Genomic DNA, 26,252 nt, shown 5'->3' with positions numbered 1-26,252 from the left:
TTCTGAATATGGGGTTACTGATGTATAATATATATAACAAATATTTATGGGATACATTGTCGGACTTGACAGACTGATATATTTTCGAACTAAAATATATTGAGTGTTGATGGGATAATAGATTTGGGACACATGGGGAATATGAAAAATATGGAGAATGCGGAAGGAACGGAAACAACAGATAAGGTCAGAAAAACGGGTAAGCTGGATGAGAAGCTTTTGCCGCCGGACAAGCTTGTACTGCCTAAGGCCTCTACGCCCCAAAATCAGAACAAGCTTAATATGAAGATACTTCTGGTGGAAATTCTCATTGTGGCAGTGATCGCTGTGATCGTGATAGTTATGGCAGTAAATGGTAAGGGCAGGAATCCTGACATGAAAGGGTATTACTATAGAGGGCGCTGGCATCCAATAGGATTCGCCGGCATAGATCTGTATGGTTTCATTATGCTCATACTTATGTGTATTGGCCTCGGAGTGATGCGGGTAATCCCGGGTACTATAGCGGATTTTTCGACAAGACCGGGGAAAGAGAAACGTGGGGAGCTTGAATCTATCAGGAGAAATAATTATGCAAAGCATTTGTGCAGATTGATCGAGATTGATAAGACGGAAATTTTGGATAATATGAGAGATAGATTCAATCCTGTAGTCCAAATCTTTTTTTCGGAGGCGCAGGCTGAATGTCTGAATAGATCGAGGGCCTGCAATCATCTTATGGTCAGACTGGGGCTTGGCAGTGTGGATATATCTGATCATGTGGTGGTTCAGGAGGCTGGCGGAAAGCGGGAGAGAGAGGTACAGCTCACAGACGTTGCAAATGAGGTGAAGATAAAAACGGCAGTTATCCACGACTTGCCGGTGGTGCTGGATCTCAGCCGTACCGGGGTTATAGGAATAGTAAGTGATGGAAATAAAAAGAGTGCATTTGATATAGCGAGAAATATCATAGGCCAGCTTGAGATAAATGAGACAAATGACAGGATTCAGCTAGCATTTGCCTGTGATCCGGGTGATGGTGAATGGGTAGGATATGATGAGCTTTATCTGGCGGACCGTAAGAATGGAGAAATCTCTTTTGCCGCAGGAGAAGCTGATGTGAAGGGCTTGTTAGACATGCTGGCAAATGAGCTTCAGAAAAGAAATGGTACTCTGGATTATTTTGTGAATAGCGAGAATGTAGGCGGATATAGGCATATAGTTTTGTTTGTTGACGATCCCGGACTTCTGGAGGGGCATTTGATAAATCGGTACATTTTGCCGGGGGAAGAAAATCTGGATTTTACAGTTGTCGTTCTCTCTGATGATGAAGAGAAGTTTATTTTGGAGATGGACTGTGAGATAATACAAAATGATGATTTTGCGGGAATATATAAGCCTAGAACGGAAGAGTGGATAGAGATCAAATTCGACAGGGTGACCGAGGCAAGGCTGTGGAGTCTGGATGAGATTGTAAGAAAGAACAGTGAAAGGATGGTGCAGGATGAGCTACGTAGAATTTCGAGATGTAAAGAAAGTATACAAGACAGGTGAGGTGGAGATCAATGCTCTCCGCGATGTGGATTTTGAGATAGAAAAGGGAGAGTTCTGCGTCATAGTCGGAGCCTCCGGTGCGGGCAAGACTACTATCTTGAATATACTTGGCGGTATGGACACTCTGACAAGCGGCAGCGTGAAGCTGGATGGCAGAGAGATATCAACTCTGAATAAGAGACAGCTCACGGCATACAGAAGGTATGATGTGGGATTCGTGTTCCAGTTCTACAATCTGGTACAGAACCTCACAGCACTTGAGAACGTGGAGCTGGCGGCACAGATCTGTAAGGAACCGCTGGATGCTGCAACGGTTCTGAAGCAGGTGGGACTTGAGGATCGTATGGCGAACTTCCCGGCACAGCTCTCAGGTGGTGAGCAGCAGAGAGTTGCCATAGCAAGGGCGCTTGCAAAGAATCCAAAGCTTCTGCTCTGTGATGAGCCGACCGGAGCTCTGGATTACAACACAGGCAAGGCTGTGTTGAAGCTCCTTCAGGATACATGCAGAAATACGGGAACGACAGTTATAGTCATAACGCACAACCAGGCACTCACAGCCATGGCGGACAGAGTCATCACGGTTAAGAGCGGAACTGTGGAGAAAGTGGTTATGAATGATAACATCAGGAACGTTGAAGATCTGGAATGGTAGGTGGCCTATGAAATCAATGATGAGACGCACGACATTTCGTGAGATAAAAAATACATTTGGAAGATTTGCAGCCATCATGGCGATCATAGCCCTGGGCGTGGGATTCTTCTCGGGTCTCAAGATGACGAAGCCGGACATGATGAATACCATATCGAATTTCCTTGACAAGGGAAATTTCTATGATCTGCATCTTCTGTCAACTCTTGGATATACGGATGATGACGTGGATTCATTTGCCGGGGAGAAGGATGTGCTGTACGCTGAGGGCGGTTATAGTCTGGACGTCCTATACAAGAACCAGGGTGAAAATGACAGGGTGTTGAAGACTATGTCAGTTCCGGAAAACATCAATAAACTGAGTCTTGTGGACGGACGCATGCCGGAAAAGGAAGATGAATGTGTTGTAGATGCCAAGATGGACAGTATAAAGATAGGTGATGTCATAGAGGTGGCAGATGACGATGCAGCAGAAGGTGAGGACAGCAGTACACAGGATATCCTTAAGGTGAAGAAATTCACCGTTGTCGGAACTGTCAACTCCCCTCTTTATATTAATTTTGAAAGAGGCACCACAACCCTTGGAAATGGTAAGATCGCGGGCTTTGTATATGTCAGCCCTGAAGCATTTGACAGCGAATGCTACACCGATGTATATGTGAAATTTGACAGAAAGTTTGATATGTATGCCGATGAGTATGAAGACTATATAGACGACAGGATGGACGAATGGGAGTCAATATGTAAGACCAGTGTACTGGACAGATATAAGGATATCCTCATGGCAAAGGGTATGACGGAGGATATGGTGAAGGACATAACGCTGGATGATGCAGATGGTGTGAATTATTACATACTCGGCAGGGAGACGAATATCGGATATGTCTGCTTTGAGAGCGATTCAGACATAGTGAATGGAGTTGCAAAGGTATTTCCGGTATTCTTCATATTGGTTGCCGTGCTCGTGTGTATGACTACCATGAACAGAATGGTTGAGGAACAGCGCTCTATGATAGGCATGTTGAAGGCTCTCGGCTATGGCAAGGCGGCTATCATGGGAAAATATATGATCTATTCGGGAACTGCAGCTGTAGTAGGATGTGCAGGTGGATATCTTATAGGTACATATGTATTTCCGGAGGTTATCTGGTATGCATATCATATGATGTATATACATGTGCCGCTTGAGAGAACCACAGACTGGACGCTGGTTATTGGCGTGCTGGCAGCATCCCTTTTGTGCACTGTAGGTACAACTTGGTTTTCCTGTAGATACGAGCTTTCTGAGACTGCGGCAAGTCTTATGAGGCCTAAGGCTCCGAAACCTGGCAAGAGGGTGTTCCTTGAGCATATCCCATTTATATGGAAGAGACTGAAATTTCTGAGAAAGGTAAGTGTCAGAAATGTATTCAGATATAAGAAACGTTTTTTTATGATGATAATAGGAATAAGCGGCTGTACTGCGCTGCTACTCACAGGCTTTGGAATAAACGATTCCATAAGCGGATTTGCGGATAATCAGTATGGGAAGATACAGGTCGGAGATGGAGTGATAACGCTGAATACATCGATTGCGGGTGATAGAGAAGAAGATGAACACTTCCGTAGTCTGAAAGACAGGCTGGATGAGGTTACTTCTTGTTATGATCTCGTCAGTGAATCTACCTGGGATTTGGTGCGTGATGGCGGCGTAAAGTCCGTGAACATGGTCATCATGGAAGAACCTGAGCACGTCGACAGATATATGAAGTTTGCGGATAAAGATGGTGCGAAGATAGAATATCCGGGCAAAGGGGAAGCTGTGATCAATACTGCGCTGGCAGAACAGTACGACCTCAAAACAGGCGATGTAATAACGGTCAGAGACAGCGAGATGAAAGAGATAAGAGTCTCCGTATCAGGCATATTCAGGAATCATGTATACAACTATGTGTATATCTCACCTGAAACATATGAGGATCAGATGGGGGAGGCACCTCAGTACAAATCGGTGTACTTCAATCTTAAGGAAGGCGCAGATTCGCACGAGATATCTGCCGATCTTATGGGTGATGCAGAAACCGCATCAGTGACTATCAACAAGGATATGAAGAACAGGATATCCAAGATGATGGAGAGTCTGAATTATATAGTAATTGTAGTTATACTATCGGCGGGTGCACTTGCATTTATCGTTCTCTACAATCTGACAAATATCAATATCACAGAGCGCCTCAGGGAGATAGCGACTATAAAGGTTCTGGGATTTTTCAAAAATGAGACTTCGGCTTATGTGTTCAGGGAGAACCGAGTCCTGACGACATTCGGAATCGCTGTGGGACTTGTGCTTGGAGTGTTTTTGCATGCATTTGTCATAGGACAGATCAAGGTGGATATGGTCGCATTTGATACATATATAGCGCCGATGAGCTATGTGTACAGTATAGTGTTGACATTTGTGTTTAATTTCCTTGTCAACAGAGTCATGTCAGTCAAGCTTGATAAGATAAATATGGCGGAATCGCTTAAGTCGGTGGAATGATCCTTTCATATATGGCATGTAACAGAATAGTTTAGATGTTTATTACGATCCACAGGGCGTACAGTATAGACGGTACGTTTTGTGGATTTTTTTGCAAAAAAGTTGTTTTCACGCCTGTTACTAGCCTTTTGGTTAGTGTACATGTAAAAACATAGCAATTATAATTGTAAATATATTATTGATATCAGAATGTGGCAGCTTAAAACGGCTGGTGCTCATGGTTAGTTTTTTAAGTGAAAGGGAGGAAGAAATTATGAGAAAGAGGGCGATAAGCTGGGCGCTGACGGCCAGTATGGTGCTATCTATGCTGTCCGGATTTATTCCCGGACAAAAAGCATACGCGGCGGACAGCTCGAAGAAAACAGGCAAGACGGTGGTCGAGACAGAGATTGACGAGAGTACATACAAAGCTCTGGGTCTCAGCACCGATATAGACAAAAGCAAAGCTGCGGTGCCGTATGACAAGGATAATATATCTACATTTGCAGAGGTGAATGAGGTATACGTTGCGGCAAACGGCAATTACAGAAACAAGTACACTGTGCGAGACGGATTTGACAGGATTGGAGATTTCAAGGACAGGACTACAAAGGTAAACAGCAGCCTTGGCAATCTGTACGGAGCGTATGGTTTCTATGATCTTGGCGAAGATAATGTGAAAGTGGAACACGGCGGATCGGGAGACAGTAACATAAGTAGCAACATGGGAAATGTTCTAAAAAAGGACAGTAATGGTTTTAACGGCCTGTATGCGACAAGCGTTGCATTTGATGGAGGCGACGGAAAAACCAACTACGTTGCGGAGCTAAGAGTACATGGAGATAAAGTATTCGGTCCAGCTGGATGGAAAAGTATTAAAACTGTCATAGACGGCAAGGAGTACCGCGGAAAGATAGATGTGAATATTTTCAAGATAGCAGCTGATGGTACAAGATATTCAATTGCTACGCTTACCCCTACTTTAAACAAGAATTCTACATATAGCGATGGACTTTTGTATTTTATCAGAAGATACCAGCAGGAGCTGGATGCGATGTTTGAGATCGAAAAGGCCGATCTGAATGGAGATGGCTTTGAAGATCTTCTCGTATACTGTGGAACTTACGAGGATAGAAATATAAACGATCAGAACATACGCTATGCCATAGTCGATGTATATTATGGCAAGGGAAACGGCAGGTTCACAAAGGGAAATAATATAAGCATACCGGGCGGGCTTGCATCTAATTATGAAAGTGGAGCGGGTGGATCGTGGTGTGATTATGGAATAGGAAGAGCTCCTGTGGTAACTCTGGCCGGCGGTGATCTGGAGCAGGATGGCCGGGATGAGGCCGCGGTTGCCGTATCTGGATCAGTTCAGAATCGCAACATGGCAAAGGCAGGTCATATGACCGTCTATACATATAAAGACGGCGGACTTGTCCCTATAGAAGGTCTGAATGAAGTGTCACTTGGAGACACAGATGGCAAAAAACAGAACTACGGAATGTATGCTGCAAACTGTGCATTTGGTCGGTTTAAGTATCCCGGATCAGGAGCCATGGTCACAGGACTTATAGTTGGTGGATATTATTCGAGCAATTCTCAATATTTGCAGATGGAATATGAAGCCACGCAGGCTGCATACAGATACGTATACTACGATAGTCTGACGGATAATTATGTGTTGTCAGATTATCATACGAGAAGCCTGGGGACTAAGAGTAAAGAAATCGTGAAATATCACGAGGTTAAAAATAAAGAATATTACAGACCTGTGAATGCACCTCTGGCGCTTGCGTGTGCAGACCTTAAGGGCATGAACGGCAATAATGAAAATGACAGTGTGCTTTTTGGCGCAGAGGTATATGCTTTCTCACTGGAAGATGGCGGAATAACAGGTTCGGAGATAGGAAGCATGAGTATATGTACCGACCAGCGCAATCAGGGCAACGACAAGAAGAAAAAAGATCAGGTGTGGATCGGCGATGTCAGGGTTGGCTGTGTCGATAAGGATGCCAAGGGGAACAATTACAGACAGAGTTTTGTGTGCGTTGTGGGAGTGCACAGAGAGAAGAAACTCAATGATAAAGATGATTATTACTGGCTGGACATAGCGACATTTTCTATGGATGGCGGCAGCCCATACAGCAGTCAGGAGGGTGTAGTATGCCAGTCGAACAGCAGACAGGATATGTATGGAACATTTGTTTCACTGTGTCTTCCGGATATTGATAATGACAGTGTGCGGTTAAAGTACGAGGGAGAGTATCCGGTATACACAAATCCAGAGGTCTATGCAATCCTTCAGGCAAGTCCGTATTTTGATGATGTTCAGGAAGTATATGAATATGTAAATAACGGTGGAACATCATATTCAACAAGCAAAGGTTCATCGAACACGGTATCAGCTAACTTGTCAATATCAGTTGGCGCGTATGTGTCGTCGGAGATCCAGCTCATCGGAGCAGGTGAGGTAGAGGTTGAACTTTCGTATGGAGCAAGCTTTGAATATGCAAATACAAAGACAACGGAATATGAGATAACATATAATGCCGCAGGTGGAGGTTCTGATCAGGTTGTTCTGTACTGTTTGAAATATATGTATTACGAATACTCCATATATGATCCGATTGCGAGAAAATGGGAGCCGGTGGTTATGCCGGTATGTCTCGGACCTTCAACTTCAATCATAGATGTGGCAGATTACGACAAGGTTGCAAGAAGGAGCAAGGGGCTCAACGAGATATATAATAATATTCTGAATAACACAGCGGGAGACCCTGCTACATACCAGACTCTTGGAGGTAAATTAAAGTACGCCTATCAGTCAGGTGGAAATAACAATTATTCTTCTGTAAATGCCAGCTCTGGTGCAGATCAGACTCAGACGATATCTGTGACTGATGAGAATGAGTATTCAACTGAAGTGTTCCTTGAGGCGAACGAAAAGCTTGGTGCTGGAGGCGGAGGACTCGGTAATAAGGTCATCGTCGGTGTAACATCAAGCCAGCATGCGGGTCTTGGTCACACCCGTGTAAGCTCGAATGGTGTTACATACAGTGGAACGGTGGACAATGTTCCGGCAGACTGCACAGGGTTCTCATTTGACTGGCAGCTGCGGGTGAACACTGCAAAGCTGAACAGCGACAGTGATTCAGTGTTCGTCATTGGCTATGATGTTAAGAATGTTGTTCGTCCGGCGCGTATGCCGATGGGACTTTCTGTTGTCGACACAACGAGAAACAGTGTCAGTCTTGAGTGGTCACCGTCCAATGATGCAGATTACTATGAGGTCTGTATCGTTGATGCAGGAGGTAATTACAACAGCAAGGCAGTTGTGCCATATACAGTTACTGACTATGAAGTGAAGGGACTATATTCCAACAGGACTTACACGTTTGCAGTGAGGGCTCTTCAGGCAAATGGTTCAAAGAGTCTGTTCAGCCGCCCTGCAACCGCGACGACACTTCAGGACAGTTCTAACTTCCATATAACAAAGAACCCTGATGATACAAATACGTTTGCGGGTGGAAATGCAGAATTTGCGGCAAATGCGGTTTATTATGATGGGGATGGAGTAAACCAGAGCGTTGGATACAACTGGCAGGTTAATACAGATAATGGATGGAGAAGCGTATCGACAGGAGGCAGCAATCCTACGCTCAGACTTACTGATGTAAGTGATGAAATGGATGGAAACGAATATCGATGCAGAGTTTATTACAACGACATCACACTCTACACCAAGACTGCGACACTCACTGTAAATAAGGCGGACAGCAAGGTCATGCTTCTGGCACACAACGATACCGAGAATAAAGATCTGTCTGATGGCAGCGTAGTCAGGGCATCGGGCTCAGAGACTACAAAGGTGGAGAACGTGACTAAGGAGAGAAATCTTATAACAGTCGCATCCGGAGTCAGGGAATATATTCTTGTCAGCGACGGAACAAACTATATGTGGAAAGATAGTGACGAGAATTATTATCCATGCAGCGTAAGCGTCAAAAAGGACAGCGATGGTTACGTGGATGAATCACAGACATTTAAAGCATCTGATGTGGGCGGCACGGCATATGGTGTGAGTGAATCAGATTTCATCGCAGATATTGATGGCAATACTTACAAGCTGATCAGCGTAAATGCAGCTGACTATGCAGGTGAAAAGGTGTCATATGCATCTGATGATGTTACATATGACAGGATACTCGCAAAATGGGTATCAGAGGATGGCAGCAAGAACTTCTATCTTCTCGGAAACACATCGGGAAGTGAAGACAGTACGGTGTACTATTATGTGGCAGATAGTGAAAGCGGAAGTTTTACGATGACTTCAAAGAAGACTCTGAATGTGTCAGATACTGTCAAGGTGGTCCAGACTGATCTCAAATCAGTATATCAGACCAAGACGGTGAGATCTGAGACCACAGGAGCAGAGGTCACATATACAGGAGACAAGATCACACTCAGCTGTCAGCCAAAATCACTGTCAGGTGAGGATGTACAGGGAGATGTGGAATTTGTCATCACAGGACCTGAGAGCAAGCGCATAGCTGGTAAGTATGACAGAGCAAATGGCTGCTATACTGCACAGTGGGAGCCAGCCGGACAGGGAATATACAACGTATATGTATACTTTGCAGGAAACAAACAGTACAACGACAGTATATCTGACTCGATGGCTATATATACCTCATTTGAGGGAAAGACGAACATGAATCTGACCATGCAGGATAATGTAAGATACGGAGATTCAGTGAAGATGTCTCTGGAGAGAGTGTCATACGACAATACAGGAAAGCTTCAGGATATCACGGACGATTCAGAATACACAGTTAAGATAAAGAATAATAAGACAGGAGAATTTGAGGACACAGACAAATACGAACTTGCAAACGGCGTGTTTATACCGAAGTCTATTGGAATGTTCCAGATAACGGCATCAAATGGCGGAGACAAGACTCAGAAGAATATAAATGTTGGAAGGGCACAGCTTGAGATAGCTGCCCAGGATACAGAGAAAAGTGTAAATGATTCTGTAAGAGAGTGCGAGGATGCGGTGATAACAGGTCTCAAGGCATGGGATACCGACATAATGCCTCAGAGAGACAGGGATTACGAGCTCAGATCATATGGAGTAAGTGGGCTGCTGCCGGGTATATATGATATAGATGTTGCATACGTCAAGGTGGACGATCAGCATTCACAGGTTATGAATGAACTTGAGAAGAACTATATAATAAACCTGGTTAAAGCATCATACACACTGACAGGAAACGTGTACACAGTTACTGCCAGGCCGGCAAATACACATGGTACAGTTTCAATCAAGTACCAGCAGCCTGGGAATGAAAACAGTGACGGACTCACAGTTGACAGTGGAACAAGACTCCCTGAGAACTCAACGATCACTTTAGCTGCTACTCCTCATAAGGGATATAAGGTTAAGAGCTGGTCACTAAATGGAAAGACAGTTACGGATCCACAGTGTGGAACATCCGGTGGCAAGGCGTGCAGTGATGACCAGATCCAGATGGCTAAGCTGAAAGCAAACATGAATGTAGCAGTAAACTTTGAGCCTGTATATCACAAGCTGACATACAAGCCGGACAATGAGGCTCACGGAACACTCAAAGCAAACTATGTGACGGATGGAACAATTGGAAAATCGTTTGGTTCAGGTGCAAACATTCATATAGAACAGAAGGTAAGACTCACTGCGGTTCCGGCAGCAGGATATGTTCTGGATCATTGGACTGTTACGGGAGAAGATGGAGTTCCAGAGACCGTTCTCGCGGAAGATGGAGTGACAAATAACACATCTCTCACATATGATGCAGAGGAGATCAGCGAGGATACACTTATCACGGCATATTTTGCAGAGGCACAGAATTTCAAAATATCAGTCTCGCCTGTAACTGTTGGAAGCGATGGAAAGACTACAGTGACAACAGGTGTGGATGTCACAGTCAAGGCTCAGCGAGTTGACGGCACAGTGACTATAGAGAGCGGTGAAGATGGTATATATGAAGTCAGCCGAGGCGACAATGTGACCATCCAGGTTACCGTTCCGTCAGGACTACTTCTCGACGGATGGTCAGCAGCAGATGGACAGGAACTTGGAACTATATCAGCGGATCTCAGGACGATGACAGTGTATGATATAGCTTCAGACCTCGATTATACAGTTAAGTACACTGCGCCGAACAGATACAAGGTGACATATGGTGCGGATGATGATGCAGCTGGTGTGGTAGATGCTGTTGCTGCAGGAAGTACAGACGCACTTGTATCCGGTGACAAGCAGCTTCAGGGAAGTGACATAGTATTTACAGCAACTCCAAATGAAGGCTACGAGGTAGCATACTGGGAGGTAAATGGCGAGAAGGTTGATGCTGAGGCAGAAGGTACTGGCGCCCAGAGGTATGAACTAGAATATCTCGGCAAGGATACAAAGGTTGTCGTATACTTCTACAAACAGCCGGTTGTGTCGTGGACATCAGGAAATGACACAGAGATGACTGCAAAGTCAGGAGATTCTGATCTGGCAAATGGCGGATATATCGCATATGCAAGTAAGGATGATCTGAAATTCTCATTTGCGGTGAAGAGAAGTTATGAGATAGCTGACATAAAGGTAAATTATGCAGGAGAGGATGTATTCAGTCTTGCGGAGGACAGCGGAGAAGGAAAGCTGACTGAGACTGCGGATGCTGAGTCCGGAACAGAGAGATACACATTTACGTGGAGTGCTCCGGCAGATGGGTTTACAGGGGATGTGACAGTAAATGCCACATACAGAAAGATCGCACCATCCGTGAAGGCTGAGTATTCTCTGAAAGTGATAGAGAAGGCTTCTGCTGGAGAGGCGTCAGGAAAGACACACGGCTCTATAAGTGCAGATGTGTCAAGAAAAAATCTCCCTTCATACATACAGATAGGAGATACCATAAGTGATGCGACGGAGAGCAAATCTGCGCAGATCACAGACATATACAGAGATTCTGTCATCACATTCAAGGTTGTGCCTGATGATGGATACAATGTAAAAGAATGGATCATAAATGGACATAAGCTGACAAGCGAGACGGAGAATATAAAGTTATATTCAGACAAGAAAGTAAATGATACCCTTAAGATCACGGTTGACGGAGATTCATCTGATATGACAGTTATGGCTGGTCTTGAGCTGGTTGGTGATGTACTCACATTTGGTCCTGAGACAGAGGGAACAGGTGAGGTGAGCGCCATGATCACATCTACAAAGCTGGTGCTCGAATCAGGAGATATGATAGGTGCTGCTTCATATGTGGAATTCACAGCGACGGCTGCAGAAGGATATGAAGTTGCAGACTGGCTTGTAAATGGAATCAGTCAGGGCGTGGCAGAGAATATATTTGCATACAAAGTGCCAAAGGATACGAGAGTTGATGTGAGGGCTGTGTTTGACAGACCTGTGTATAAGATAACATGGTCAGCGGACGGAGCCGGACAGATAGAGGCAGAGAACGTGACATCAGGAGAGACACTATATGGAGAGTCTGCGGATATCAGAGGCGACAGAATGCTTAAGTTTACGGCTATTCCGGATCTGTATATGGAGTGTACGGGATACACAGTAAAGACAGCAGAGGGAACAAAGGATTACACAGCAGAGGAGCTTGGCAGCAACGTATTTGTGGTTGACAAGGTGGCATCTGACATAGATGTTGTTGCTCACTTTGCTAAGCAGGAACTCAAGTCAGTTATAACCTTTGAGGCAAATGATGCTGCTCTGGGAACTGTGACAGCGGTATATGGACTAGACAAGAAGGCTGAGATCACAAGTGGCGACAGTCAGGTATCCGGCGGAGATGTAGTATTTACAGCAGCTCCTGCAGAGGGCCAGATGATCGAGGGCTGGTATCTTGATCCTGAGTGTACACAGGCTATAGAAGGCACTGGACTGGAGCAGACCACCTATGAGGTGAAGACTATCTACTCAGATGTGGCAGTATATGTCAAGTTTGTGGAGATTCCAGAGTATACAGTTAAGGTAGGTACAACAGGAACAGGCTCAGCGAAGATCACAGCAGCTTCAGACGGAGAGGAACTTGAGATCGTATCAGGAGAGGTTAAGCTCAAGAGACATAAGGATCTTACAATAACAGTTGCACCGAAGGATGAATACAACACAGTTGAGCACTGGACAGTTGACGGAGCAGATGTTGATTCAGATGAACTCACATACAAGCTGACAGACATAACAAAGGATGCAGAGATATATGCATATATCGCACCATCACTTCTTGTAAATGTAATATTCAAGAATGAGGATGAAGTTAAGAAATATGACAATATAGACATCAGTACAGGTTATGTCGGCGAGGATGGAGATATAAGCGGACTTAAGCCAATAAATGCTGAGAATAACTTAGTGAGAATAGGTTCTGGCAAGGATGTAAGATTTGCCATAACACCTTCTGATGATTATATGATCCAGGCATGGACAGTTAAGTACATCAGAGGCGGAAAGGTTGTCAAGGAAGAGTCTGGCACTGACTTTGGATTTACCAACGAGATACTTTTAAATGATGTTACAAACAGCATAGAGGTAAGTGCAGAGCTTGTTGACAGAGTTGGATATGCCATTCCTGTAGAGGGAAATTATGACAGAGATAATAATCTGATAGAGACTGCAGGTGGTGAAAGCACACCGGAGACAGCTTACACTATAACAGACCTTACAAAGATACCAGACAATGTGGTATTCAAGAATGACAATGGCGTAGTTCTTGATAATATGGTAAGAGAGAACGGAGATGCGAGTGTTGTTATTACACCTGCTGAGGGCTGGAGAATCAGAGATATAATCATTGATGAACCAGAGAACGCTGAAAATTCAGAGGAGTCAGAGAATATCATGTCAGTCCAGCCAGTGCTTGCAGAGGATGGAACTGAGACAGGAGCATATCTTGTAAGTGATGTAAACGTCACAAAGAATATGGAGTTTAAAGTTGATGCAGTTAAGCTTTACTCTGTAACAATAGCAGATACAGAGCATGGAAACATAAAGGTGACAAAGCCAGATGGCACAGAGGTGGAGAATGGTGAAATGATTGACGAGAAAACTGTTCTTACATACACAGCAACACCGGATATGTACTATGACTTTGACGCATGGACAGAGGATGCGGCAGATCAGGCTGAGAGCACATTTGAAAAAGCCCTTGACGAAAGTATCACAGTGGGAGCAGCCTTCAAGGCAAGATATGCGAAGGTAAGTATTGCCACAGTGAAGAATGGTACGGTAACTGTCACAACAGCTGACGGTAAGAAGATATCTAACGGACAGCTGGTTCAGGAAGGCACAGATATCATCTGCAAGGCAATTCCTGCAAAGCATTGTGATCTGTCAGCCTGGGGCGGAGATGCCAAAGGCAAGACTGGTACTACAGTGAAACTTACGGTGACAAAGAACATGAATATAAGAGCGGCATTCAAGTTCAGGTATGTGAAGGTAGCTATTGGAAAGACTGAAAACGGATCGATCACAATCAAGACTGCAGAAGGCAAAACAGTTAAGAATGGTGCATCAGTGATCGAGGGAACGGTTCTTATCTGCACGGCAAAGGCGGCAAACAACTGTAAACTTGGAAGCTGGACAGGAAGCTTCAAGAGTACAAAAACTTCGGTAAAGGTTGCTGCAAATAAGAATATGAAAATCAATGCCAGGTTTGTAGCAAAAATACCGGCACAAAATACAGCTGGTATCAATAAGAATATCCATGCAGTAGTATCCGGAAACAAAGTGACAGTTGTGTGGGGTAAGGTTAACAAGGCTGACGGATATGATATATATGCACAGGAGTGCTATGTAAACTTTAACTCGAAAAGTCTTATTAAATCGGTAAAGGGCGCATCGGCAACCCGAGTTACAATATCCAGCATTAATGGCAAATCACTTGCTAAGTTTGATACGATCAAGCTGAGAGTAAAGGCATATAAGCTGGTAAATGGTAAGAAGAAGTATATAGACAATAGTGTCATGCTTCATATAGTTACCAATAGCAGCAAATATACCAACATCAAGAAGGTTCTGCTTCCACAGAAGAGCTACGTGTTGGGAGTTAAGCAGACGATTAAGCTTAAACCTGGATATACCAAGGCGGATGCCAGCAAGAAGGTGCTTGATGGCAGACATGGTGCAAGGTATTTGTATGCATGTACAAATAAAAATGTTGCTACAGTTGATGCCAAAGGAAGAATAAAGGCAAAGGCCGCAGGAAAGTGTACGGTCTATGTAATTGCTGTAAATGGCACTACACAGGCTGTGCAGATTATAGTAAAATAAAAATAGTAGCTGCATGAGGTGCTTGATATCCGGCCCGTTGGGGCTGGATGCAGGCACCTTTGCTGATATATACAGGGTGTTGATTATCTATACCGGGATTAAAAAGTGAGAAAAGGAGATTTGTACATATGGGGAATACGGCTTCGGGTAATAAAGGCTGTTTTATAAAACCGAAAAAAGCCTGGAGGCTTCTGAAGACAGCGGATGAAGGGAATGTAACTGCATATATATTCGGGGTCAGTGGTTCGGGAAAGACGACTCTTGTCAGCAGATATCTTGGAACACGTAAGTACATGGTGGTGGATGCCGGCGGTATCAGACCGGATGACCTTGTGGTAGAAAGCAGCAACGCAAGAAAAATAATTGTCATAGATAATCTGCACGAGCTCTCATGGGGGGATGTGGACACAGTGAGGGAGCAGATCATAGAACTCATTAGAAGAGAAGACGTATGGGTTATACTCGTTGGCCGGTGTCCGGTTCCCCCATGGCTTTCTGCTGTAAGATTTCAAGAAGGATTTTATGTGGTGGACAGCAAGCTGCTTATGTTCAGTCTGGAGGATATAAAGAAGTATGCTGAATACGCTGGATTTAGTATCAATGAGGCACAAGTGCAGAGAATGTACTATGAGACTACAGGACTTCCGCTGGCTGTGGAGATGTGCCACATCAAATACATGGAAATGGCATATACAAGCGAGATAACAGATGATATGTATAATGATTTTTCGAGACGCGTTGAGGATGAGATGTGTAATTACCTTGAGTATCATGTGTATGATAACTGGGATGTGGAAATGCAGGAATTTCTCATGGAAATATCCGTGGTGGATGAGTTTACAACAAAACAGGCTGAGATGATAACCGGAAGAAGTGACAGTGAGCTTTTGATCGAGAGGGCAAAGTGGCTTGGAAACTTTATGACCAGCCGGATGGATAAGGATGGCAATACACAATATCAACTGCAGTTTCACATGAGGGTCTCTATGCGCAGACGTCTTAAGCGGAAGTACGAGAAAGAGCGTATAAGAGGCCTGTATGAGAATGCCGGACTGTTTTACAGACTTAACGGAGATATAAGGAAAGCTTTGGAGATGTATGAAAATGCAGGAGTTACAGAGCGAATAGTTTCAATACTTGTCGATAATGCCAGACATGCGGCGAACAGTGGTTATTACTATGATCTGAAAAAATATTACCTGGAACTTCCGGATCATGTCATCGAGAAAAGTCCTGAGCTTATGTGTGGTATGAGCATGCTGCAGTCACTCCTTCTAAATCCTGATGAGAGTGAAAGATGGTACGACAGACTAAAATTATATGCAGATGAAAACCAGGGAAGTGCCAGGAAAAATGCAAAGGGACTTTTGCTGTATCTGGATATTGGTCTGCCGCACAGGGGGAGTGTTGATGTATTAAAGCTTTTGAAGTCAGCATACACCATGGTTTTTAATAAAGAAGTAAGAATACAGGAATGGTCGGTTACGTCCAATCTGCCATCAATGATGAATGGCGGAAAAGATTTCTGTGAGTGGAGCAAGAGAGACAGAGAGCTGGCGTCGAAGGTTGGCAGGATTGTTGAGTTTGTACTTGGAAAATACGGAAAAGGTCTTGTAAATCTTGCTTTGGCGGAGAGTTTTCTTGAAAAGAGCGGAGATAATTACGAGGTGGCAACGCTTGCGGCAAAGGGCAGAATGCAGGCGGAAGCAGGAGGAAAAATCGAGCAGTGCTTTGTTGCTGATGGTATATTGGCGTGGCTGCATTTGCAGAACGGAAAGCCACAGGAGGCTCTTGAGGTTTTGAATGGAATAGAGGGAAAGGCTGAAAAAGAGGAAGGACAAAATCTCCTTCCCAATATATATGCATTTGAGACCAGATGCAGCCTGTACAGAGGAGATAGAGCCTGTGTTACAGGTTGGATGGAAAATGCTCCGGATGAAAATGTTGAATTCAGGATATATGACAGGTTTATCTATCTAACCAAAGTGAGAGTATACCTTCAAAGCGGACGGAATGAACAGGCATATTCGCTGCTGACAAAGCTGAGATATTATGCTGAGATGATGTCCCGTACGTATATAGGGATAGAATGTAGTGTGCTGATGGCTGTAGCTTTGCAGCGATTAAAAAATGATGACTGGAAAAAGGCGATGTGCCATGCTATTGATACTGCGATGGAATATAGCTTCACAAGGATTATATCCAGAGAAGGTGCGGCGGTGAATACTCTTATAAATACCTGTGGATGGAAAGTCGAGAAAGATGGTGCTGACGATAAGGAGATAGCCGCAAGAAGGGCATATTTCAGACAACTGCAGAAGGAGACTGAGAGTATGACGAGATACTACCCCGGATATATGAAAGCGGGAGTGGACGATGTTCAACTCAGTGAGACGGCTACAGCCATACTTAAATTGCAGGCAGAGGGCTTGTCCAGACAGAAGATAGCGGACAGACTCAACATGTCGGAGGCGAATGTAAAGTATCATCTGAACCAGGTGTACAGGAAACTCGGGGTGACTGATAAGGCCGGGGCGGTCAGGGAGGCATCTAACAGGGGACTTATCTAGTGATTGTGAGATTTGTGTTCGGTGGTGATTTACTTGAATACACCGCATGTAAAAGTTGCATATGAATGTATGCTATGAATGTACATAATTAGGGTGGAAAAACTTAGACTGTTGTTGTATTATGTCTATAATTATGATTACATACGAATCAGTAACGTCAGATTGAGATGAGGATAATTTCCGTATGGCATAAAAGTGTTGGTGAAGATGGCGTTTGGAACTTAGAGAATGAGCGAGTACGGACGGATTCGTATTTGACAGGTATTCAAGGAGGAATTACGACGTGAATTTTTTGGAAGAGAGAATAACTAAGGATGGAATAGTAAAGGAGGGCAATGTTCTCAAGGTGGATAGTTTCCTGAACCACCAGATGGATATACGTCTGTTTGATCAGATCGGTGAGGAGTTCAAGAAGAGATTTGAGGGAACAGAGATCAACAAGATCCTTACTATAGAGGCATCCGGAATAGGCATTGCCTGTGTTGTTGCCAGACATTTTGACGTGCCTGTTGTATTTGCGAAGAAGTCAAAGAGCATCAACATAGAGGGCGATGTGTATGTGGCAGAGGTAGAGTCATTTACACACAAGTGCAAGAATCAGGTCATCGTGTCCAAGAAGTTCATCAATCCTGAGGACAAGATTCTTATCATAGATGATTTCCTTGCAAATGGATGTGCGCTTCAGGGGCTCATCTCCATAGTGAAGTCGGCAGGTGCCAGCGTTGAAGGAATCGGAATAGCAGTTGAGAAAGGCTTCCAGACAGGTGGTCAGGTCATCAGGAATCTAGGATATCATCTTGAGTCGCTTGCGATAGTGGACAGCATGGACGCTGCTACGGGCGAGATAAAGTTCAGGGAGCAGTAGGATCGCTGCGGGATATTTGCTGAGAGGTGGGGTATATGGGAAATAACAATTTAGAAGAAAAAAATGTTTCTATGCCTGAGAAAATTGGAGGCGTAATATTTGGCATATGGTTTGTTGCCAGTATTATAGCCGGATTTGTTGCAAGTGAGATCGGAACGGATGCTGTTATGCTTGTTGTGGGGCAGTTTTTTGCCGGGATAGTTCTTGTCATAATTCTAAAGACTCTTATTCCGATGATTAAGAAGCGAAAGCGGGGGAGCATCATCGGTATAGTGTTCATATCTGTGTTTGCCGGTGCTGCATCGGCGCTGATATGGGCGGCGTGTGCTGTGAAAGATGGCTCTTTTGCGGATAAGATAGTATTGCTCCCGGAACGGATATTGGGGAGAGAAAATTGCAATGTTGGAGCATTTTATGCAGAGATATTTGCCTGTGCATTCTTTGTGGTCAGTGCAATAACACTGCTCTCTGTGATATGTAAGAGAAAAGCGCTTGAGCGAAGATGTTCATTTACTGTGAAAGCTGTATGCCATGATGTACGTGCAGATATGAGACAGGATATGAGAGCCGGCAGAAGATATCCGGAGGCGGGAGTATTTGAATTTACATACAGGGATAAGCAGTATAAAGTGTATGAGCAGACATATGTATATGGACTGAATATAAGTAAAGGCGATGTGGTATATCTTTATATCAACCCAGAAAATCCGTACGAATTTTATCTGGAAAACAGTGGTATATTCAGCAGTCAGGCGATATGGTCAGCAGTTTTTTTGATGGTTATATCAGGTTTGATGGCCGCAGGCTGCAATTTGTTGATTTTTAGGTGAAAAAATAGCCAGGTGTATGTTCTCCAATTTGGAGAATATGCACCTAGCTGTTTCTACGTAATTTTATCTAAAACTCTTCAGCCAGTTCACAAGAGAGTCATGCCAGATGTTGTCTGTGACAGTCTTCTTCATCTGCGCATCAACAGGTCCGTTTCCGGCAAGCTTTGCCAGGATAGCAGCCTGAAGTTCAGGAACTGTCATGGATTCCGGAGACTTGCTCCAGTCAACTGTGATGGTTTCTGGATCAACAGGGGTGTTGGCAGCAGCTTGGGCAGAAGCGTCCTTGGCTGAATCTTTTACCTCGTTGGCGGCAGAAATATTCTTCTCAGTATTTGTTGTGTTTTTCTTAGCATCTGCAGATTCTGTAGCAGTCACAATGTCTTTGGATTCTTTGGATTCTATCTTTGGTTCAGCTTCCTTATTGCCTTTTGCATCGGTAGCTGTTTCAGATGCTGCTTTATCTTCTGTGTTGGTCTTAGCTTCGCTCTCAGTCTTCGTCACAACCTTAACCGGCTTTACATCCAGGTCTGTTCCATCAGGCACCCAGATCTCACCACTGTTTGCAGGCTGGGTTATGTTGATATGACCATCCTGTACAGATACCTTTTCGCCTGACAGGGCGCCGATGTATGCTGTGCAGTTCCCTGCTGCAAGGTGCATTCCGGCTGGGGCATCGTCGTTGTTCACTGACACGATGACACGTGTTCCGTCAAGATCCCTCGCGTATGCGAACTGTCTGTTGGTGAGCATCAGCTCATCGTAGCTGCCATATGACAGTGCAGGAACGGCCTGACGTACCTTGCCGAGTGCGGCGATGAGTGCTGTACAAGGATTAGTTTTTACTGAATCCTTGTAATCTTCTATATTGAGAGCTGGTCTTAAGCTGTCGTCCGAGCCATATTCCTTGCGTCCCTCAATGCCAAATTCCGAACCGTAGTATATGCTAGGCACACCCGGAAGAGTGTAGAGCAATACATGTACAGGTGCAAAATGAGCCTTATTGGTAAGTTTTGTATAGATACGCTCCACATCATGGTTGTCTACGAAGTTGTAGAGCTTTAATGTTCCCATGTTCTGGAGACGTCTTACAGTGTGCGCGATTTCAAAATAGTTGTGGTCATTGTGGCCGCTGTACAGAGCCTTGTGAAGTGTGTAGTTGGTGACACTGTGAAGAGTCTCGCCGTTTACCCAGCGGCTGTAGTCGCCGTGGATGACCTCACCCATGAGCCAGAAATCCGGCTTCACTTCATTTGCTGTGCGGCGCAGTGCCTTCATGAAATCAAAATCAAGGACGTCCGCAGCGTCAAGTCTGATTCCGTCCACATCGAACTCACTCACCCAGAAACGGATCACATCGCATATATAGTCAACGACAGCAGGATTCTTCTGATTCAGCTTGACGAGAAGGTTGTAGCCTCCCCAGTTGTCGTAAGAGAAACCGTCGTTGTACTCGTTGTTGCCCCAGAAATTCACGTTGCAGTACCAGTCCTTGTACTGTGAATTCTCTCTATTTGCCTGGATGTCCTTGAATGCGAAGAAGTCACGGCCTGTGTGGTTGAACACTCCGTCGAAGATGACCTTTATTCCCTGTTCATGGCAGTAAGCCACAAATGCTGTCAGGTCCTCATTTGTTCCGAGACGGGAGTCGAGCTTCTTGTAATCTGTAGTCTCGTAGCCGTGTCCGACTGACTCAAAGAGTGGTCCGATGTACAGTGCTGAACCGCCGATCTCCTTTATATGATCCACCCATGGAAGCAGGGTGTTTAAGCGGTGAACAGGCTCACCGTAGTCGTTCTGTTTAGGGGCTCCTGCAAGTCCCAATGGATAAATGTGATAAAATACTGCCTCATCATACCATGCCATAGTTATCCCTCCATTTTTTAAAATTAGCATTTACATTATACTAAAAAAATTAGGAAAAAGCGACAAAAAAACATGTCTATATTGCACGAACTATGGTAGAATCATTTCTGTTGAAATGGACAAAAAAATACAGGAAAGAAAATGAGTAAAGAACAAGCTAAAACAGCAAATTCAGAGCGCGATGATAATTGCAGGAATAGGCTCCCTTATCCAGATCTTCCCTAAGATTGTGCAGACGGTATTTGCTGAGAACTGTGTGGCTGTTGTATTCATAGTTGCCATCATTCTGAATCTTGTGCTTCCTAAGAACATGGATGTCCACGAGATCCCAAAGACTGAGGATGCAGAGTAGATCCAATAAAACATACAGATTATCCGAGAGGAAAACTTACAAGAGGTGTAAGTGTTAATCACAGCGTCGTTCTGATATTATGATATCAGAGCGGCGCTGCTTTTGTATTAACGTGGGCAACGAGCAAAAGTCCGTGATAGCACTCCGGCCCCATGAAAATAAGAAAGGTGAACAATATGGATAGTTTATTAAAGATAGAATCACTGAAGAAATACTATGGCAAAAAGCCAAACCAGACTAAGGCTCTGGACGGCATATCATTTCAGATCATGCCGGGGGAGTTCCTTGGCATCATGGGTAGCAGTGGATCGGGAAAGTCCACACTGCTGAACTGTATCGCAACGGTCATAAAGCCTGACAGCGGAACCATAGAGCTCCAGGGCAAAGAGATACAGGTGCTTAAAGGTGCGAAGCTTGCGCAGTACAGAGGCAGGGAGATAGGTTATCTGTTCCAGAACTTTGAACTTCTGGACAATCTAACAGGCAGAGAGAACATTATGGTTCCGTTGTCAATACACGGTGTATCCGAGGATGAGAGCAGAAGCAGACTGGAAAAGCTTTCATCATATCTGGAGATAGATAACGTGCTTGACAAATTCCCGTCGCAGATGTCTGGTGGTCAGAGACAGAGGGTTGCGGCCGCCAGAGCGCTCATACTTAATCCGGGGATCATTCTTGCGGACGAGCCGACCGGAGCACTCGACTCAAGAAATGCAAAGTCACTCATGGAGAAGCTGTTGGGACTGAACAGGGATGACAACACTACCATACTTATGGTGACCCACGACTCAAATGCGGCCAGCTTCTGCAAGAGGATACTCTTCATACAGGATGGCAGGATATTCCATGAGCTCAGAAGAGATATGGAGAGAGAGTCGCAGCAGGAGTTTTATGAGAGGATACTCAAGCTGATGGCGCAGATGGGAGGAGGCAGCGCAAATGTTCTTTAAACTCGCAATGAGGAACAGCAGGAGAAGCAGGAAAGAGAATGGTCTGTTCTTCGCTTCGCTGGTTGTGTCCATAGTGGCATTTTATATCATATTGGCGCTGTCCCATCAGGATGTGATGATATTCCTGAGAAGTCTTGAAAGCGATGCGGTGAACAGTCTTCTTCAGATAGCGGCGGTGTTCTATGTATTTTCACTGGTCATGTTGTTCTTTCTTATATACTATGCAAGCAAATACCAGCTCGAACGACGGAGGCACGAACTTGGAATGTATATAATGATGGGGATGAGAAGATCAAAGCTTTTTGCCCTGCTGATGGCGGAGGATCTGGGCAGCAGCGTAGTGGCTCTGCTCATCGGACTTCCTATAGCGATCCTGGTGTCTGAGGTGGTCAGCCTTCTCACAGCCAGACTGGTAGGTCTTGGCGTTATAGGTCATCACGTATCATTTTCACTGCAGGCAGTCATACTGACAACTGTTGGATTTGTAGCGATAAAGCTTGCAGCATTTCTCATACTGAGCGGTAAGCTTGCAAGAAAGCAGATAGGCGATCTCCTTGTAGATACACCGGAGACAGAGAAGAAACAGCTTCCGGCTCCTGTGTATGGTGTGAGTGCAGTCTTCGGTCTTGTTGCGCTGGTCATTGCATACTGTCAGGGAATAGGCGGCTATTCGTGGATCAGCGTAAAATATATGGCGGTCACCATAACACTGGGATTTGTTGGCATGTTCCTGCTGTTTTTCGGTCTCAGGCTCTTTGTTGATGCACTGGCCAGACGTGCAAATGGCTCAAAACCACTTGCTGTGTTCGGTTTCAGGCAGATACACGAAAATGTAGCAACAAAATCTGGAACGCTTGCAATAAGCTCGATACTCATACTCGGCGCTCTGTGCTGCTGCGGTTCGGGCGTTGGCATATGTATATCCAGACAGAATATGTATCATGTGCTCGATTATACATTTGCCTCATATGGGGATGACGCTGAGGCGGACAGCAGGAATATCCGCGCGAAGCTGGAGGAAGCCGGCGTGTTGGAGGATTTCTCGGACGTATTCGATATGAAGCTTGGTTATATAAAGATGGGTGAAAATGAGTCCCATGATGATGCTGTGAACGTGGGGAATGTCATATCTGAGCTTGAAAAACTCAAAGCTTCAGAGGACAGGGATGTGCTTATAAATAACATGTCTTACATGACATACCCTTACCTGATCCAGGAGAGTGCGTACAACAAGGTGCTTGAGGCTGCGGGAAAGGAGCCTTTGGAGCTCGGAGAAAATGAACTGGCACTCTATACGGATTTCTTTACTGATTACCGCGGGGGTTTACTGAATGAGGTATTGGCAGAGAGTCCGGAGGTGGATGTAAGAGGAGATGAGTATCATCTGATCGGAGAGGTCCAGACCACGAAGATCGTGACAGATTCATCGATAACCCTGTCGTTCGGACTTATCGTGGACGATGATACATTTGCCAGATTGACAAATGACAATTACGAGTTATATGTAAATGCCATTCTCAAAAAGGATATCGTGGACGGTAAGGGCCTCATGAAAGCCATAATGGATGAAAATGAGAAGCTTGACGGCATAGATTTTGAGAGCATAAACGCTGATTGCGAGAGTTATCTGCAGAACATAGGAAGAAATATGTTCTACACGGTGGCTGCAGGATATATAACGCTTTATCTGGCGGTGGTGTTCCTCATAATTGCAAATACCATAATCGGTGTTCAGTTCCTGATGGGACAGAGAAAGTCCGGCAGAAGGTACAGAACCCTTGTGAAGCTTGGCGCGACATACGAAATGCTCTGCAGCTCAGCAAACAGACAGGTGGGCTGGTATTTTGGAATCCCGGTTGCCGTGGCGGCGGTCAGCAGTATATTCGGTGTGCGTGCTCTGCTCACGGGAATCCTGTCAGAATTCATGCGCGGCAGAGTGAAACAGATACTTATCATAGCTGCGGTTATGATAATCCTGTTGTGTGTGGTAGAATATATCTATATGACAGCGGTGAAACGCTCAAGCAACAGATATCTCATGGCGATGATGACACCGGAAAGGGTTGAGTAAACGGTGAAGTGTGTGATGGTGGTTGAGGACGATGTCCTCATGTGCGATGAACTTCTGGATATGCTGACAAAGGCAGGATACAGGGCAGTTAAGCCAGATGGATTTGACAACATAATAGAACAGATACTGGACATGGCTCCGGATATTCTTCTGCTGGATATCAATCTTCCTGGCAGGAGCGGCTTTGACATATGCCGGGAGATCAAGAGGCGGAGCTCTGTCCCTGTGCTGGTTCTCACATCGAGGGACCAGCTAAAGGACGAGCTCCATGCGCTGGAGCTGGGCGCTGATGAATTCCTCACGAAGCCATGTCGCCGTGAGCGGCTTCTGGCCCGGGTGGCAAATGTGCTCAAGAGGTACGAGGGCAGACAGAACCTGATCGAAGGAGAAGGGTTTCTTCTGGACACTCAGACATACACTCTGTATATAGATGGGAGATCTGCGGTGCTTCCACAGAATCAGGGACGTATATTTGAAACACTTATGACAAACGGAGGAGATGTCGTGTCTAAGGAGAAGCTTTGTGAGGCAGTGTGGGGCACATCGGAGTATATAGATGAAAATGCCCTGCAGGTGAATCTTACAAGACTCAAAAAGACAATGGCGGGACTGGATATAAAGGCAAAGATCATAGCTGTAAGAGGCGTTGGATACAAGCTTGAGTAATTGAGAGAATATGAAAAGATTTGGACTTGTTATAAAACAGAATATTGTCTGGCTTGGTCTGCTGCTTCTGACAGACGTGGCGTTCTGCTTCTTCATGTGGCTTGTGGCACCAGAGGCATTTGTCAGAATAAGGGTGCTGGTTGGCGTGTTCACTGTGATACTGTTCGCGGCGGTGTGCTCGGTGCTGTGTATAAAGGACAGGAAGAAAATAGAGGCGTTCAGGAGATTTGTCGCTGCCCCGGATGAACAGGGCGAGATAGAAATGAGGAGCCTGTGCGGGGCTTCTGAACAGGAATATGTGAGCGTGCTGTCGGAGGAGCTTCACGATCTGAGAGATTCAGTGATGCAGAGTGGCAGACAGCTCAGGGACTATCAGGAGTATGTGGAGAACTGGGCACATGAGATCAAGACCCCCATCTCTCTGCTGACATTTGTGGTGGACAACAGGAGAGATGAGCTGCCTCATAATGTTGTGACGAAGATGGACAATGTGACCAGCCAGATGCAGAACTATGTGGATCAGATGCTCTACTACGCCAGACTGAAAAGCGATTCCAAGGATTATTTCATGGAGAGCATAGATGTGGAAGAATGCGTGGATGAGGTGATAGCTGACTACAGATCACTGCTTGAGGAGAGGGGCATACGGGTCAGAAAATGTCTTGAGAACGGAGCAGTGTACAGTGACCGCAGGGGATTGCAGTTTATACTCGGTCAGCTTGTGAGCAATTCCATGAAATACACAAATGAACAGCCGGAGATATCATTTGACTTCTGGACGGCGGGCAACAAAAGGCTGCTGTCCGTGAGTGACAATGGCATAGGTGTAAAGAGCTGTGACATGCCATACATATTCGAGAAGGGTGTTACGGGTGATTCGGGTGAGAACAGGAAGCATGCAACGGGCATGGGACTGTATCTTGTCAGTGAGATGGCGCATGATCTGGGTATCACAGTGACGGCAAATTCAAAGTGGCAGAATGGATTCGAGATAGTACTTGAATTCCCGGATGTGGAGACAAAGATATAAAAGTGAGGAGGCAGATACAGTGTTGTGCGTATCTGCC

13 protein-coding genes are annotated in these 26,252 nt (G+C 45.0%); 12 read left to right on the top strand and 1 reads right to left on the bottom strand.

The features are described from left to right. The first annotated feature begins 150 nt into the window (after positions 1-150). The 7 genes from DWW60_RS07670 (at position 151) to DWW60_RS07640 (ending at position 19,283) form a co-directional block, all read left to right on the top strand. A complete protein-coding gene (locus tag DWW60_RS07670; protein ID WP_055223609.1) occupies positions 151-1,533 on the top strand; it encodes a hypothetical protein in 1,383 nt (460 codons plus the stop codon). Then, the gene (locus DWW60_RS07665; protein ID WP_022058060.1) at positions 1,484-2,185 is read left to right on the top strand and encodes an ABC transporter ATP-binding protein; all 702 of its coding nucleotides are present in this window, start codon (positions 1,484-1,486) and stop codon (positions 2,183-2,185) included. Before DWW60_RS07670 ends, DWW60_RS07665 begins: the two co-directional genes overlap by 50 nt. Beyond that, a complete protein-coding gene (locus DWW60_RS07660) occupies positions 2,148-4,703 on the top strand; it encodes an ABC transporter permease (protein WP_117874895.1) in 2,556 nt (851 codons plus the stop codon). Before DWW60_RS07665 ends, DWW60_RS07660 begins: the two co-directional genes overlap by 38 nt. A 253-nt stretch (positions 4,704-4,956) precedes the next feature. Beyond that, positions 4,957-15,018 (top strand): InlB B-repeat-containing protein, encoded by a 10,062-nt coding sequence (locus DWW60_RS07655; protein ID WP_158565887.1) that lies wholly within the window; start codon positions 4,957-4,959, stop codon positions 15,016-15,018. A 128-nt stretch (positions 15,019-15,146) separates the two neighbouring features. Beyond that, positions 15,147-17,588, top strand: coding sequence for a LuxR C-terminal-related transcriptional regulator (locus tag DWW60_RS07650; RefSeq protein WP_055223614.1), 2,442 nt, complete (start codon positions 15,147-15,149; stop codon positions 17,586-17,588). A gap of 283 nt (positions 17,589-17,871) precedes the next feature. Further along, positions 17,872-18,453: a xanthine phosphoribosyltransferase gene (locus tag DWW60_RS07645; RefSeq protein ID WP_004849872.1), complete on the top strand. Its 582-nt coding sequence runs from the start codon at positions 17,872-17,874 to the stop codon at positions 18,451-18,453. A gap of 35 nt (positions 18,454-18,488) precedes the next feature. After that, positions 18,489-19,283 (top strand): hypothetical protein, encoded by a 795-nt coding sequence (locus DWW60_RS07640; RefSeq protein WP_004849874.1) that lies wholly within the window; start codon positions 18,489-18,491, stop codon positions 19,281-19,283. 63 nt (positions 19,284-19,346) lie between these two features. Here the strand turns inward: DWW60_RS07640 and DWW60_RS07635 are convergent, their stop codons facing one another. Next, positions 19,347-21,146, bottom strand: a complete 1,800-nt coding sequence (locus tag DWW60_RS07635) for an alpha-amylase family glycosyl hydrolase (protein WP_117874891.1) — start codon at positions 21,144-21,146, stop codon at positions 19,347-19,349. Between the two features lie 181 nt (positions 21,147-21,327). On the opposite strand from DWW60_RS07635, the gene DWW60_RS07630 reads away from it, so the two are divergent. From DWW60_RS07630 to DWW60_RS07610, 5 genes are all read left to right on the top strand, one after another. Beyond that, on the top strand, positions 21,328-21,498 hold the full coding sequence (locus DWW60_RS07630; RefSeq protein ID WP_158547610.1) for a hypothetical protein: 171 nt from the start codon (positions 21,328-21,330) through the stop codon (positions 21,496-21,498). Between the two features lie 176 nt (positions 21,499-21,674). Next, positions 21,675-22,448, top strand: a complete 774-nt coding sequence (locus tag DWW60_RS07625) for an ABC transporter ATP-binding protein (protein WP_117874890.1) — start codon at positions 21,675-21,677, stop codon at positions 22,446-22,448. Continuing rightward, positions 22,438-24,519 (top strand): FtsX-like permease family protein, encoded by a 2,082-nt coding sequence (locus DWW60_RS07620; RefSeq protein ID WP_117874888.1) that lies wholly within the window; start codon positions 22,438-22,440, stop codon positions 24,517-24,519. The genes DWW60_RS07625 and DWW60_RS07620 overlap by 11 nt, the downstream gene beginning before the upstream one ends. Positions 24,520-24,534: 15 nt before the next feature. After that, on the top strand, positions 24,535-25,185 hold the full coding sequence (locus tag DWW60_RS07615; RefSeq protein ID WP_117874886.1) for a response regulator transcription factor: 651 nt from the start codon (positions 24,535-24,537) through the stop codon (positions 25,183-25,185). Between the two features lie 10 nt (positions 25,186-25,195). Next, a complete protein-coding gene (locus DWW60_RS07610) occupies positions 25,196-26,215 on the top strand; it encodes a sensor histidine kinase (protein WP_117874884.1) in 1,020 nt (339 codons plus the stop codon). Positions 26,216-26,252 lie beyond the last annotated feature (37 nt).

It is taken from the genome of Coprococcus sp. AF16-22 (assembly GCF_003461545.1).
GTDB lineage: Bacteria > Bacillota > Clostridia > Lachnospirales > Lachnospiraceae > Coprococcus > Coprococcus aceti.
Note: the sequence above shows the minus strand (reverse complement) of the source record. Positions and strands in the feature narration are given on the sequence as shown.

Coding starts and splice junctions, on each gene's coding strand:
- DWW60_RS07620 (WP_117874888.1), top strand. CDS start 22,438: ATGTTCTTTAAACTCGCAATGAGGAACAGCAGGAGAAGCAGGAAAGAG.
- DWW60_RS07640 (WP_004849874.1), top strand. CDS start 18,489: ATGGGAAATAACAATTTAGAAGAAAAAAATGTTTCTATGCCTGAGAAA.
- DWW60_RS07610 (WP_117874884.1), top strand. CDS start 25,196: ATGAAAAGATTTGGACTTGTTATAAAACAGAATATTGTCTGGCTTGGT.
- DWW60_RS07630 (WP_158547610.1), top strand. CDS start 21,328: ATGATAATTGCAGGAATAGGCTCCCTTATCCAGATCTTCCCTAAGATT.
- DWW60_RS07665 (WP_022058060.1), top strand. CDS start 1,484: ATGAGCTACGTAGAATTTCGAGATGTAAAGAAAGTATACAAGACAGGT.
- DWW60_RS07625 (WP_117874890.1), top strand. CDS start 21,675: ATGGATAGTTTATTAAAGATAGAATCACTGAAGAAATACTATGGCAAA.
- DWW60_RS07650 (WP_055223614.1), top strand. CDS start 15,147: ATGGGGAATACGGCTTCGGGTAATAAAGGCTGTTTTATAAAACCGAAA.
- DWW60_RS07635 (WP_117874891.1), bottom strand. CDS start 21,146: ATGGCATGGTATGATGAGGCAGTATTTTATCACATTTATCCATTGGGA.
- DWW60_RS07660 (WP_117874895.1), top strand. CDS start 2,148: ATGATAACATCAGGAACGTTGAAGATCTGGAATGGTAGGTGGCCTATG.
- DWW60_RS07655 (WP_158565887.1), top strand. CDS start 4,957: ATGAGAAAGAGGGCGATAAGCTGGGCGCTGACGGCCAGTATGGTGCTA.
- DWW60_RS07670 (WP_055223609.1), top strand. CDS start 151: ATGGAGAATGCGGAAGGAACGGAAACAACAGATAAGGTCAGAAAAACG.
- DWW60_RS07615 (WP_117874886.1), top strand. CDS start 24,535: ATGGTGGTTGAGGACGATGTCCTCATGTGCGATGAACTTCTGGATATG.